The following is a 12,850-nucleotide window of genomic DNA, read 5'->3' on the forward strand; positions in this document are numbered from 1 at the left end:
CCCGATGCAAATTTCCCTGCACAACCTCTGGTTCCAGACACTGCGCCCCATGCTGTCGCGCCCGCGCCGACTGCAAGTGGCCGCGCTGTGTTATCGCCAGACGGGCGACGAGCGCGAAGTGCTGATGATCACCAGCCGCGACACCGGACGTTGGGTGCTGCCCAAGGGCTGGCCAATGGCAGGAAAATCCAGCGCCGAAAGCGCAGCGGAGGAAGCCTGGGAAGAGGCCGGCGTGCGCAAGGGGCGCTTTGATGACACCCCGCTTGGGCGCTATGAATATGACAAGCGTCTCGACAGCGGCGCGGTCGAACCGCTGGAAACCCTGGTCTATGCACTGGAGGTTGAAGAGCTGTGCGATGACTTTCCCGAGGCACATGAACGCAGCCGCCGCTGGATGACACCGTCCGAGGCCGCGGAACTCGTGAATGAGCCGCAGTTGCGCGATTTATTGAGCGTTTTTTGATCCTCTTGATCCGCGTGTCACATCTCCCCGCCAAAACGACTGCCATCGCACTGGGCCTGAACGTCGGCACTCCACCGACCGGCCCGGCTTGCGCGGCGCATCCTGAGGAGGCGACATGACCACCGGCCCCGACTGGAGATCCCTGGACAAGGACCTTGCCCGTCTCAATCAGACGGAGCGCGCGACAGGCTATGTGGTGCGTCCGCTGCTGGGGCTGGGGCTGGCGCTTGCTTTCATGGCCTTTGCCGGGCTTGAAGCTGCGCTGGTCATGGGTACGTCGCCCACCACCATCATGGCCATGGTGGCGGCGGTGTTTGGCGCTTATCTGGCGCTCAACATCGGCGCCAACGATGTGGCCAACAACATGGGCCCGGCGGTGGGCGCCAAGGCGCTTCCAATGACCGCCGCGCTGATCGCCGCCGCACTGGCAGAGGTCTCCGGCGCGTTGCTTGGCGGCAGCGAGGTGGTCAACACCGTATCACGCCGCCTGATCGACCCCACCGCAATGAACAGCCCCCAAGTGGTGGTTCTGGCAATGATGTCGGCGATGATCGCATCGGCGCTCTGGGTCAATCTCGCAACCTGGCTGTCTGCCCCTGTTTCCACCACCCAGAGCATCATCGGTGCCATTCTGGGCGCCACCTGCGCCGCTGCGGGCGTCGCAGCAGTCGACTGGCTGACCTTCAGCAGCATCGCCACCAGCTGGATGCTGTCCCCGCTGATCGGCGCTGCGCTGGCAATGGCGCTGCTGGCCTTGATCCAGCGTCTGATCAGCCGCCGGGACGACAAGATGGCCGCTGCACGGCGCTGGGTGCCAGTTCTTCTGGCGGGCATGGGCGGGGCCTTTGGCACCTTCTTCGCGCTGAAACTACCGGACACCATCGCCACCGTCACACCTGAGCAGGCTCTCGGCGTTGGGGCACTTGCAGGCGGGCTTTCTTTCATGATCGCCCGTCCAGTCATCCGCTACCGCGCCGCTCAGCTTGAACACCAGAAGGGCGCCATCAAGGCCTTGTTCCGCCTGCCATTGGTCATCGCAGCGGTGCTGATGTCCTTTGCTCATGGTGCCAATGACGTGGCCAATGCAATCAGCCCGCTGGCCAGCATTGTTCAGGTCATGGGCCAGGAGAGCATTGGCACCCACCCTGCCGAAATCGACGCCTTTGCCCCGATCAGCGTTCCGTTCTGGGTGCTGATCATCGGCGCACTCGGCATGGCAATGGGAGTGCTGCTATTTGGGCCGCGCCTGATCAACATGGTCGGCACGCAGATCACCAAGCTCAATCCCATCCGCGCCTATTGCGTCTCCACCTCCGCCGCCCTGACGGTCATCGTCGCAAGCTGGCTTGGCCTGCCGGTCTCCTCCACACATGTGGCGGTCGGCGCGGTCTTTGGTGTCGGTTTTTATCGCGAATATGCGGCCGCCCAGACCCGGCGGGCGGGCGGGAAATCAAACCGCCCCGGTCTGCCGCGCGAAGATCGCAGCCGCCGACGCCTGGTGCGGCGCAGCCATGTGTTGACCATTCTGGCGGCCTGGCTGATCACGGTGCCGCTCTCTGCCATGGTATCGGCGCTTGTGTTTACGGTGCTGCGTTTCTTTGCAGGCTGAGCCGCGCGGTGATCTATCGCATGTCCCTTGCCGCGACCTTAGGTGGTCCCGTCGGCCCGGTTTCCTGTGGTCTGCTGGCGCCTTCTCCTCCGACAGCGCCGACGATGACAACTCAGCGGCGACCGGGCAGAGCTGTGCTGGTTCCGGCAGGCATCGCCCCCATAGTAACCCGCTGACGTCGCGCCGTGCCCTCACCTTCAGGCAAGGCGCATCAAGATCACGCATCAATGTTTCAGCGTCATTTGCAATCATCAGTTGACCCTGACCGAGCCATCCCGACCAGACCAGATGTGAACCGCCTGCGCAAATGCACCGCGCCGGGCCAAAGGCCCGGCGCTACGCCCAACGGGCGGATCTGCATGTCAATGCAGGTGCAACGGGCGGGAGCCTCCCCGCCGCGGCCTCATCAATGCCGGCGGATCAGACGTCGAGACACCAGCGCATCACGGCCTTCTGTGCGTGCAGGCGATTTTCGGCCTCGTCGAAGATCACCGATTGCGGCCCGTCCATCACCGCAGAGGTCACCTCTTCCTCGCGGTGCGCCGGCAGGCAATGCATGAACAATGCGTCCGGCTTGGCGTGCGCCATCAGCGCATCATTGACCTGATACGGCCGAAGCATGTTGTGGCGCCGCTCCTTGGAGGACTGGCTGTCATGCATCGACACCCAGGTGTCCGCCACCACCAGATCGGCACCCGCCACGGCCTTGGCCGCGTCGCGTTCAATGGTGATGGTGGAGCCCGCCTGGCGCGCCAGACCGATGAATTCCTCCTCCGGGTCCAGTTGCGACGGGCCGGTGAACGTCAGGTCGAAGCCAAACTGCCCCGCCGCATGCAGGAAGGAGGCGCAGACATTGTTGCCATCCCCGGTCCAGACCACCTTCTTGCCCTTGATTGGGCCGCGATGCTCCTCGTAGGTCTGGATATCGGCCATGATCTGGCAGGGGTGGGTGCGATCTGTCAGCCCGTTGATCACCGGCACATCGGAATATTCCGCCATCTCGGTCAGCACCGTCTCGTCAAAGGTGCGGATCATGATCAGATCGACGTAGCGCGACAGCACCCGCGCGGTGTCGGCGATGGTCTCGCCGTGCCCCAACTGCATATCCTTGCCGGACAGCACCATGGTCTCACCGCCCATCTGGCGCACGCCAACGTCGAACGACACCCGGGTCCGGGTCGAGGGTTTCTCGAAGATCAGCGCCACCATGCGCCCCGCAAGCGGCTGGTCGTCGTCGGGGGTGCCCTTGGGGCGACCGGCGCGGGCGGACTTCATCTGCGCGGCCTGATCGATGATCTGGCGCAGGTCGTCGGGAGAGGTCTTATGGATGTCGAGGAAATGGTTCATGAGATGTATCGCTTTGTTGTGCCGGAGGAAACGCGGGGACCAGTCCCCGCACCCTGAGATATTTGGGAAAAGATGAAGGTCAGGCAGCCTCGACCGCCGTGGCGGCCGCATCGAGACGCGAGACGGCCTCCTCGATATCCGCATCGGTGATGGTCAGCGCGGGCAGCAGGCGGATCACATTGTCGGCGGCGGGCACCGTGATGACCTCGGCGGCATAGCCTGCCTTGACCACATCGGCGTTCACCGCCCTGCATTTCAGCCCCAGCATCAGGCCGGAGCCGCGTACCTCCTCGAACACCTCCGGGTGCGAGGCAACCAGCCCTTCGAGCTTCTGGCGCATGAGGCCCGCCTTGCGGTTCACCTCGGCCAGGAACTCCGGCGCCGCCACGTGATCCATCACCGCGCAGCCCACCGCGCAGCCCAGCGGGTTGCCGCCATAGGTGGAGCCATGGGTGCCCGCCGTCATGCCGGAGGCGGCCGTTTCGGTTGCCAGCACCGCGCCCAGCGGGAAGCCGCCGCCGATGCCCTTGGCCACCATCATGATGTCCGGGGTGATGCCCGCCCATTCATGGGCAAACAGCTTGCCAGTGCGGCCCACCCCGCATTGCACCTCGTCGAGGATCAGCAGGATGCCGTGTTCATCACAGAGCGCGCGCAGGTCCTTCAGCTCCTGATCGGGCATCGGGCGGATGCCGCCCTCGCCCTGCACCGGCTCCACCAGAACTGCCGCAGTCGTCTCATCAATGGCGGCCTCGACGGCTTCGGCGTCGCCCCAGGGCAGATGCACAAATCCCGGCAGCAGCGGGCCGAAGCCCTTGGTCATCTTTTCCGATCCCGCCGCCGCGATGCCGGCGGACGAGCGACCGTGGAAAGACCCCTCGAAGGTGATGATTTCCACCTTTTCCGGGTGGCCCTGCTCGAAATGATACTTGCGCGCCATCTTCACCGCCAGCTCGCAGGCCTCGGTGCCGGAATTGGTGAAGAACACCGTATCGGCAAAGGTTTCCGCCACCAGCTTGTCCGCCAGCGCCTGCTGCTGCGGGATCTCGTAGAGGTTGGAGACATGCCACAGGCTTTGTGCCTGGCTTGTCAGCGCGTCCACCAGCGACGGATGCGCATGGCCCAGCGCGTTCACCGCGATCCCCGAGCCGAGGTCCAGGAAGCGTCGACCATCCGCCTCGATCAGCCAGGAGCCTTCGCCTTTGACGAAGGTCAGGGGCGCCCGATTATAGGTCGGAAGAACGGAAGCGATCATCTGGATCATCCTTTGCAGTGCGGTCTAACAGGGATCAGGACCAAATCAGTGCCCCACCACGGGGCGACGGTCAATAACTGGTCCGGTCTGGGTTTGAGAAGGTCGCGCCCTCTTGATGAACAAGCGAGGCGCGCGGGATCAAAAGCGCTGCGGGTGGCAGCGTGTCAGGCACATTGGCGTCGACGTCGAGTCGACAGGAGGCAAGCGTGTTTGATCATAGGAAGGCTCCATAACGGAAGCTTTGCCACCTGAAAACCCCCTTTGGCACCCGATGGCGCACAAAATGGCATCCGGTCGCCCGTCATCCCGTCAGACAGTGCGTCGCAGACCGCAGCCTTTGCGCTTGCCTTTGCGGCCCAGCTCGCGCACCGCTTGTACCATGACGCATGTGACCCCTCAGAATCCCCCGCTGGCCGCCGCGCTGATCCTGCTTGCGACCGTCTTCATCGCTGGCACCACATTGCTGGCAAAGTCGCTCGGCACCGACACGCTGGGGCCGCCGCTGCACCCGCTGCAGATCAGCCAGGGGCGGTTTGTCTTTGCCTTCATCGGGATTTCCACCGCCGTGGTGGTGATGCGCCAGAAGATCCGGGCGCCGCATTGGGGGCTGCACATCGGGCGGTCGACCTTCGGCTGGGGCGGGGTCACCTTGATGTTTGCCTCCGTCGCCTTCATCCCGCTGGCGGATGCCACGGCGATTTCCTTTCTGAACCCAGTGATCGGCATGCTGCTGGCGATCCCATTTCTGGGCGAGAAAGTCGGCCCCTGGCGCTGGCTGGCCGCGGCGATTGCCCTGGGCGGCGCCATGGTGCTGCTGCGTCCAACACCAGAGAGCTTTCAACCCGCCGCGCTGCTGGCGCTTGGGGCGGCGCTGGCCATGGGGGCGGAGCTGATCTTCATCAAGAAACTGGCAGGGCGCGAGCCACCGCTACAGGTCCTTTGGGTCAACAATCTGATTGGCATGGTGATCGCCAGCACCGCAGCAGTCGCCGTCTGGCAGATGCCGACGCTGGCTCAATGGGGCGCGCTGGCCGCGCTTGGCGGGCTGATGGCCTGCGCGCAGGCCTGTTTCATCAACGGTATGGCGCGGGCGGATGCGTCCTTTGTGGCGCCCTTTGCCTATGGCACGCTGGTCTTTGCCGCGATCTATGACGCGGCGATCTTTGGCGTATTGCCGGATTCGATCACCGTGCTTGGGGCCTGTATCATCCTGTCCGGTGCGGCGCTCCTGGCCTGGCGCGAGAGCGTCAATGGCAAGCGCCCTTCCGTGACCTTGCGCCGCCCCGCGCCCTGACCCGTCAGCACATTCAGGCTCAGGCCTTCAGGCGGTAGCCGGTACGCAGCATCTGCCAGGCCAGCGCCGTGATGGCGGCGGTCGCACCAAGGCACACCAGCGCGCCAAACAGCGGATCACTGTCAGAGACACCGATCATCCCGTAGCGCACCCCGTCGATCAGGTAGAACACCGGATTGACGTGGGAAATCGCATAAAGCACCGGCGGCAGCGCCTCGACCGAATAGAAAGTGCCCGACAGAAAGGCCAGCGGAGTCACCACGAAATTGGTGATCGCGGCCATCTGGTCGAACTTCTCGGCGAACACCCCGGCGACGATACCCAGCCCGCCAAGGAAGGCCGCGCCCAGCACCACAAAGCCCAGCGCCACCAGCGGATGTGCCGGCACCAGCCCGAGGAACAGCACCATCCCAAGCCCGATTCCCAGCGCCACCAACGCGCCGCGTGCAATCGCACCGCAAAGATAGCCCAGCAGGATCTCCAGCCCCGACAGCGGCGGCATCAGCGTGTCGACGATATTGCCCTGCACCTTGGAGATCACCAGCGACGAGGAGGTATTGGCAAAGGCGTTCTGGATCACCGTCATCATCATGATGCCCGGCGCGATGAACGACATGAAGGGCACCCCCATCACGTCGCCCCGGCGCGGGCCGATGGCAATATTGAAGATCAAGAGGAACAGCGCCGCCGTCACCATCGGCGCCACCAACGTCTGGGTGTAGACCACCAGAAAGCGCTTGATCTCGCGACCGGCAAGGGTCTGCAGCCCCAGCCAGTTGATCCGGCCGAACCGGCGCTCGCCCACTTCGATACGAAAGCTCATCTGCGTGCTGTTGTCGGACATGCCACCCTCATTTTCTGTATCCTGCCTGCATAATGGCTGTTTTCAGGGATGCAAGCTGCGGATCTGACCGCAGTCGGACCTGTTCATGACTTGTATCTCGCCCGTCAGTAATTAATATAGCGAGGTAACTTGGAATTCGATGGCGGCCACAGGACCCCTGAGGCCGCTATCCGCTTTGAAAGGCACCTAATGTCCTGGACAGACGAGCGCGTCGAACTGCTCAAGAAAATGTGGGGCGAAGGCCAGTCGGCCAGTCAGATCGCAAAGGAACTCGGTGGCGTGACCCGCAACGCGGTCATCGGCAAGGTTCACCGTCTCGGTCTGTCCAACCGCACCACGACCAGCAGCAGCAAGCCTGCAGCTGAAGCAAAGGAAAAGCCCGCGCCGAAGGCTCCCGCTAAGCCGAAGGTCCAGCCAAAGACCGAACCGGCCCGCCCGGTGACGCCGGAACCCGTTGCGGCGGAGGCCCCCGCGGTGGAGCCGAAGCCCTCGACCCATACGCGCAAGCAGATCATCCCGGCTGGCCAGCCGCTGCCGCCGCAGCCCTCGGCCAACGAGATCCCCGCCGAGGCGCTGGCCAAGGTCAACGAGATCGAGAAAAAGGCCAAGCGGCTGACCCTGATGGAGCTGACCGAGCGCACCTGCAAATGGCCCGTGGGCGATCCCGCGACCGAGGACTTCTGGTTCTGCGGCCTGCCGGTGCAGCAGGGCAAACCCTATTGCGAGGCCCATGTCGGCGTCGCGTTCCAGCCGATGAGCTCGCGCCGCGACCGCAAGCGCTGAGGCTTCGGAACGATCAACATGCAAGACCCCGGCGCCCTTCGGCACCGGGGTTTTTCTTTTACCGGGAGACTGGTGGCACGCTCAGGGATGCATCCGCGCGCCCTTGGTGATCTTGTCGACCAGCTTGCGCTCCTCGCGCAGCGCCAGACCGACCAGGTTCAGATCAGCCGTGGCGTATTCCGCCACCACAGCCCGGTTGGCCGCATCATCTCCGGTCGAAAACATCTCTTCGGTGTAGATCGACAGCGCCGCGCCGCGTGCTCCGGCGCGGTCGAAGATCTTGCGAATCCCCGGCCCATCGGTGCCCAGCACGATCACCGGCTGCACCGCCAGCGCGTTGTAGCCATTGCCGTCGCCGTCGCGGTAGCGCTCACCGATCAGGCCCGGAGTGGCGCCCACGATCCCCGACATCACAAACGCGGTGACATTCAGCTTCTGCCAGGGGGCGAGGTCCGCACGCAGGACAATGGCGATCTTGGTGTCAAACTGCATCGCTCAGCCCCCTGCCCGCAGGCGCTTGGGCGCGGAGACGGTCAGGGCGCTGTCGGCATCGCCGGTGTTGAGCGTCCCCGCTGGCTCCACCATCACCACCACCGGCTCCGGGGTCAGGGCGCGGGGGCGATGTTCCACGCCGCGCGGCACGCAGAGAAAATCGCCCTCTCCCAGCTCCACCACGCCATCGCGGAAATCGAGGGCGATGCGCCCGCGCAGCACCAGAAACGCCTCGTCCTCCGCCGGGTGGCTGTGCCAGTCAAAGCGAGGGCCGAATTTGGCGACCTTGATCTGGGCGTCGTTCACATCCGCCACGATATGCGGATCGAAGACCTGTGAAATCTGCGCCTCCACGCGGTCGAGTATATTGAGTTTTTCGGGTGGCACGGGAATACTCCTTCTTGAATTCACCAACCGGCCCGCGCAGGGCCAGCCGGACGTGGTCCGCGCCGTCCCGGGACTGCTCTCCGATGACCGACACGCGCTCAGGCCCCGAAACTGCCATGCCGCGCCCATGCGGTCTTGAACGATCCTGCACCCTCCCCGGTGCGGGCGACTGGCTGCGCGTCGCGCCCAAGGCCACCGGGCTGGAGCGGATCGAGGCGCATTTCGACGGCCATGCCTATGCGCCGCACCGCCACGACAGCTACGCCATCGGCTATACGCTCGACGGGGTGCAGAGCTTTCGCTACCGCGGCGCCCGCGCCGACAGTCTTGCGGGCAATGTGATCGTGATCCACCCGGACGAGCTGCATGACGGCGAGGCCGGTCAGGAGGGCGGGTTTTCTTACCGGATGCTCTATCTGGAGCCCGCCCGCATCCGCGAAGCACTTGGCCCTGCCGCCCGCAGCCTGCCGTTTGCCAAGGATCCGGTGCTGACCAACCCCGCCCTTTTGCAGGCGCTGCACATGGCCTGCGCCGACATGGACCGCCCGCTGGAGCCGCTGCAACAGGATCAGGTGATCGCGCTTCTGGCACAGGGGGTGCTGTCTCAGGACAAGAGCGCCGGGCGTGCCCGCCGCGCCCGTATCGACATGCAAGCGGTGGATCGCGCCCGCGACTATCTCGACGCCCATGCGGCGCGGGTGGTGCCCTCCGAAGAGCTGGAACAGGTCACTCAGCTGGATCGCTACAGCCTGTCCAGACAGTTTCGCGCCGCGCTTGGCACCAGCCCCTACCGCTACCTGACCCTGCGCCGGGTGGAGCGCGCACGGCAGGCGATTCTGGCCGACATCCCCCTGGCCGAGGCCGCCGTTTTGGCTGGTTTCAGCGATCAGCCCCATATGACCCGCCAGTTCACTGCCGCCATCGGCATGTCACCGGGCCGCTGGCGGCGTCTGTGTCGTCCAGACTAAGCGCCGCCCATCAAAAAAGCCCCGCACAACATGCGGGGCTTTGGCAGGCCATCCGGCCATAATCCCGACCAGGATCAGCGAATCAGTTCTGGGCCGGCGCGGGCGAGGAGAAGTTCGGGATCGTGCTGGTCGAGGCGGGCGCAGGGTCGATCTCCGGCCAGTTGCCCTCAGCCAGGGTAATGTTGCCCGGAATGTCCTCTTCCCAGAAGCCAACCACATTCTTGGTGATGTTCAGATAAAGCTTGTCGTCGATGATACGCCACAGGTTCGGGTTGCCGGGCACCTTGCCCCCCTTGGAGACGCCATAGGCGCAGTGACCATCGTATTGGGGGGCGTAATGCGCCGGGTTTTCCAGAAACATGTCGCGGTTCTCTTCGCTGGCAAAAGCAAAGGTCGCACCGTTGTAATCGGCAGTGATCTCCGCCTTGCCCGGAACCGCGGCGGGCTGCGCTTCGCCGACCGGAGCCTGCGTCAGGCTGCGATAGGCAACCACATCATAGCCGGAGGCCGCATAGCCTGTCTCATCGACGAATTGTTCGCCTGCAAACGCTGGCAGGCCAAGGGTCAGGGCTGCCACTGCAGCCAAAGCGAAACGTTTCATGCGAATTCCTCTCCTCGGGCGCCGCGGCGCACCATAAACTGAGACACCTGCAGTGATCGCAGGATCTGAGGAGAAGATACGCGAAGCATCCTCCTTGCGAAGCCGCTCTCACGCGCCTGTGTTGGCAGACGAGCCTGCGTGAGATCGCCGTGATGCTGCGGAAACGGCGCGTCGGCCTCAGCTGTTTCGAGCCCGCCCAATGCGGCCAAGATGAGTGAATTCAAACCCTTGCATCGTTTTCAGCCCATAGCCCAGCATCCGGTCAAAGCCGCAATGCGCCAACCACAGCGCGCCCAGCTCCCATCCCAGCGGCGCATGCCACAGGTGCCCCAGCGCCAATGTGACAGCGCCGAAGGCATAGACATGCACCAGATTGTAACAAACCGCGCCAAAGCGCCGACCAAACAGATACCCGAGAAAGCTCAGATCCAGCGCAAAGAACACCAGCACCGCCGCCCAGACCGGCAGCACCGTCTCCGCACCGGCATAAAGCCAGATACCAACGGCGCAGATCACCGCGCCTTCGGCCTTTTGCCAGCGGATGACGGACTGCTCCGGCACGTCCATCAGTCCAGCCTACGCACCACGATCTGGTTGCCCTCGCCACGCCGGGTTTCCAGGATCTTCATGGTGGCGATCAGATCCGACAGCTTGCGCTTGCCGTAGCTGCGGGTGTCGAAATCCGGGCTGGCCGCGGTGATATACTGGCCGATCTGGCCCAGAGAGAACCACTCGTCCTCCTGGCTGATCGCATCCATCGCGCGCAGCACCAGCTTTTGCGGATCCTCCAGCTCTGCCGGGGCCTCGTCGTCCTGCGCCGCGGCGGTCTGTTCCGTGATCTGGTCGCTGGCAAGTTCGCTGGCCTGTTCCGGCGTGGCGCTGCTGGCATGGGCTGCCGGTTTCTGCCGCGGTCGAGAGGGTTTAGGCACCTCGTTCAGCAGGTTCTCCACATAGATGAACCGTTTGCAGGCCCGCACGAACGCCGCCGGCGTCTTGCGCATGCCCATGCCATAGACATCCAGACCCTGTTCGCGGATGCGGCTCGCCAGGCGAGTAAAATCGCTATCCGATGAAATCAACACAAACCCGTCGAAGCGGCCCGAATGCAGGATGTCCATCGCATCGATCACCAGCGCGATGTCGCTGGCGTTCTTGCCGGTGGTATTGGCAAATTGCTGATGCGGCACAATGGCATAGGCCGCAAGCTTCTCCTTGCTCCAGCCCTGTGGGCCACCGCCGGAAAAGTCGCCATAGATGCGCCGGATGCTGGCTTCGCCAAGCGAGGCGATCTCCTCGAACATGGCCTCGGCATGTTTGGCAGAGATATTATCCGCGTCGATCAGGACCGCCAGAAGGGGTGGTTTTTCGCTATTGGACATCGGAGATCCTGTCTGTGAAAGGGCTTTGTCCATACATACCCGCATGACAGGAAATGGAAACCGGGCATGGCGCGATCCGTGAAATTCTTCGCCGTTTCAGGCCGGGAGACGTCCTTGGTGTCGGAAAATTTACCGCACCAGACCTTCCAGTCATTGGAATTTTCATTATTGTCCCCATCTGAGTTGGGACGCTGCCCCGGGACGTCTGCTTCACGACACCCCAGCATGGGTGGCTACGCTACCATAGTCTGACACGTAACATGATGAGGCCCTCCATGAGCGATACGACCTACACCCCTCCGAAGGTCTGGACCTGGGATCAAGCAAGCGGTGGCAAGTTTGCCTCCATCAACCGTCCCATCGCGGGTGCCACCCACGACAAGGAGCTGCCCGTTGGGGATCACCCGTTCCAGCTCTATTCGCTGGCCACCCCCAATGGCGTCAAAGCGACCGTGATGCTGGAAGAGCTGCTGGAACTGGGCGTGAAGGACGCCGAGTATGATGCCTGGCTGATCAACATCGGTGATGGCGATCAGTTCGGCTCCGGGTTTGTCGAAATCAACCCGAATTCCAAGATCCCGGCGCTGCACGACCGCTCTGGCGAGGCCCCGGTGCGCGTGTTCGAAAGCGCATCGATCTTGATGCATCTGGCCGAGAAGTTCGGTCATTTCCTGCCCAAGGACGGCCCCGCCCGCACCGAGGTGATGAACTGGGTGTTCTGGCAGATGGGCTCTGCGCCCTATCTCGGCGGCGGCTTCGGCCATTTCTACGCCTACGCACCAGAGAAATTCGAATACCCGATCAACCGCTTCACCATGGAAGCCAAACGCCAACTGGACGTGCTGAACCGCGAATTGGCGGGCAAGACCTATCTCGGCGGTGAAGAGTATTCGATCGCCGATATCGCGATCTGGCCTTGGTATGGTCAGCTGGTTCTGGGGCGTCTCTATGATGCGGCAGAGTTCCTGGACGTGGAAAGCTACGAGCATGTGATGCGGTGGGCCAAGGCGATCGACGCCCGCCCTGCCGTGCAACGCGGCCGCATGGTCAACCGATCCTTTGGCGAATTGTCCTCGCAATTGCGCGAACGCCATTCGGCGGAGGATTTCGCAACCCGGACCCAGGATAAGCTGGAGTCCGAAGCGGCGGAATAACTTCGACCGCCCAGAACATCTGCAAAGCCGCGCCGCATCCCGGCGCGGTTTTCTTTTGCTCCGTTGGGCCTTGGTCCGTGACATATCCCAGATAGGGGAGCCCTCCCGCCCCCGCTGCAGGCGCCCTGCCCTTGGCAGAGCACCCTGGCAGGGTTGGGCCGGGCCTCCAGCCCCCATCGGGGGCTGGAGGCAGCGCCGGGCCGAATGGCCCGGCGCCACGCCCAACGGGAGCGGATCACCCAAGTGATCCGGCGACGGGCGGGAGAGCCCCCGT

14 protein-coding genes are annotated in these 12,850 nt (G+C 63.8%); 6 read left to right on the forward strand and 8 right to left on the reverse strand.

All coding sequences use genetic code 11. The features are described 5' to 3' along the window. Positions 1–4: 4 nt before the first annotated feature. Positions 5–463: an NUDIX hydrolase gene (locus CLV89_RS07205; RefSeq protein WP_106162959.1), complete on the forward strand. Its 459-nt coding sequence runs from the start codon at positions 5–7 to the stop codon at positions 461–463. A 115-nt stretch (positions 464–578) separates the two neighbouring features. Then, positions 579–2,072, forward strand: coding sequence for an inorganic phosphate transporter (locus CLV89_RS07210; RefSeq protein ID WP_106162960.1), 1,494 nt, complete (start codon positions 579–581; stop codon positions 2,070–2,072). A 420-nt stretch (positions 2,073–2,492) separates the two neighbouring features. Here the strand turns inward: CLV89_RS07210 and argF are convergent, their stop codons facing one another. Further along, positions 2,493–3,419, reverse strand: coding sequence for an ornithine carbamoyltransferase (gene argF, locus CLV89_RS07215; RefSeq protein WP_106162961.1), 927 nt, complete (start codon positions 3,417–3,419; stop codon positions 2,493–2,495). 79 nt (positions 3,420–3,498) lie between these two features. Beyond that, positions 3,499–4,674, reverse strand: coding sequence for an aspartate aminotransferase family protein (locus CLV89_RS07220; RefSeq protein WP_106163117.1), 1,176 nt, complete (start codon positions 4,672–4,674; stop codon positions 3,499–3,501). A 379-nt stretch (positions 4,675–5,053) separates the two neighbouring features. On the opposite strand from CLV89_RS07220, the gene CLV89_RS07225 reads away from it, so the two are divergent. Then, entirely contained in the window at positions 5,054–5,968 is a 915-nt protein-coding gene (locus CLV89_RS07225) for a DMT family transporter (RefSeq protein WP_106162962.1), read from the forward strand. Positions 5,969–5,987: 19 nt separating this feature from the next. On the opposite strand, the gene CLV89_RS07230 is transcribed toward CLV89_RS07225, so the two are convergent. Continuing rightward, on the reverse strand, positions 5,988–6,812 hold the full coding sequence (locus tag CLV89_RS07230) for an ABC transporter permease (RefSeq protein ID WP_106162963.1): 825 nt from the start codon (positions 6,810–6,812) through the stop codon (positions 5,988–5,990). Between the two features lie 189 nt (positions 6,813–7,001). On the opposite strand from CLV89_RS07230, the gene CLV89_RS07235 reads away from it, so the two are divergent. Then, positions 7,002–7,595, forward strand: a complete 594-nt coding sequence (locus CLV89_RS07235) for a GcrA family cell cycle regulator (protein WP_106162964.1) — start codon at positions 7,002–7,004, stop codon at positions 7,593–7,595. A gap of 81 nt (positions 7,596–7,676) precedes the next feature. On the opposite strand, the gene CLV89_RS07240 is transcribed toward CLV89_RS07235, so the two are convergent. Both CLV89_RS07240 and CLV89_RS07245 read right to left on the reverse strand, forming a co-directional pair. Continuing rightward, positions 7,677–8,087 carry a DUF2000 family protein gene (locus CLV89_RS07240; protein ID WP_106162965.1) on the reverse strand — a complete coding sequence of 137 codons (411 nt, stop codon included), beginning with the start codon at positions 8,085–8,087 and terminating at the stop codon, positions 7,677–7,679. A gap of 3 nt (positions 8,088–8,090) precedes the next feature. After that, positions 8,091–8,474: a cupin domain-containing protein gene (locus CLV89_RS07245; protein ID WP_106162966.1), complete on the reverse strand. Its 384-nt coding sequence runs from the start codon at positions 8,472–8,474 to the stop codon at positions 8,091–8,093. An 83-nt stretch (positions 8,475–8,557) separates the two neighbouring features. Here CLV89_RS07245 and CLV89_RS07250 point away from each other — a divergent pair, with 83 nt between their 5' ends. Then, positions 8,558–9,442 carry an AraC family transcriptional regulator gene (locus tag CLV89_RS07250; RefSeq protein ID WP_106162967.1) on the forward strand — a complete coding sequence of 295 codons (885 nt, stop codon included), beginning with the start codon at positions 8,558–8,560 and terminating at the stop codon, positions 9,440–9,442. 82 nt (positions 9,443–9,524) lie between these two features. Here CLV89_RS07250 and CLV89_RS07255 read toward each other — a convergent pair whose 3' ends face one another. The 3 genes from CLV89_RS07255 to CLV89_RS07265 form a co-directional block, all read right to left on the reverse strand. Further along, on the reverse strand, positions 9,525–10,043 hold the full coding sequence (locus CLV89_RS07255; protein WP_106162968.1) for a YHS domain-containing (seleno)protein: 519 nt from the start codon (positions 10,041–10,043) through the stop codon (positions 9,525–9,527). Between the two features lie 177 nt (positions 10,044–10,220). Continuing rightward, positions 10,221–10,610, reverse strand: coding sequence for a DUF4260 domain-containing protein (locus CLV89_RS07260; RefSeq protein WP_106162969.1), 390 nt, complete (start codon positions 10,608–10,610; stop codon positions 10,221–10,223). Beyond that, the gene (locus CLV89_RS07265; protein WP_106162970.1) at positions 10,610–11,422 is read right to left on the reverse strand and encodes an NYN domain-containing protein; all 813 of its coding nucleotides are present in this window, start codon (positions 11,420–11,422) and stop codon (positions 10,610–10,612) included. Before CLV89_RS07265 ends, CLV89_RS07260 begins: the two co-directional genes overlap by 1 nt. A 275-nt stretch (positions 11,423–11,697) precedes the next feature. On the opposite strand from CLV89_RS07265, the gene yghU reads away from it, so the two are divergent. Next, a complete protein-coding gene (gene yghU / locus CLV89_RS07270; protein WP_106162971.1) occupies positions 11,698–12,576 on the forward strand; it encodes a glutathione-dependent disulfide-bond oxidoreductase in 879 nt (292 codons plus the stop codon). Positions 12,577–12,850: the final 274 nt, after the last annotated feature.

This window comes from Tritonibacter scottomollicae (assembly GCF_003003215.1).
Taxonomy (GTDB): Bacteria; Pseudomonadota; Alphaproteobacteria; order Rhodobacterales; family Rhodobacteraceae; genus Epibacterium; species Epibacterium scottomollicae.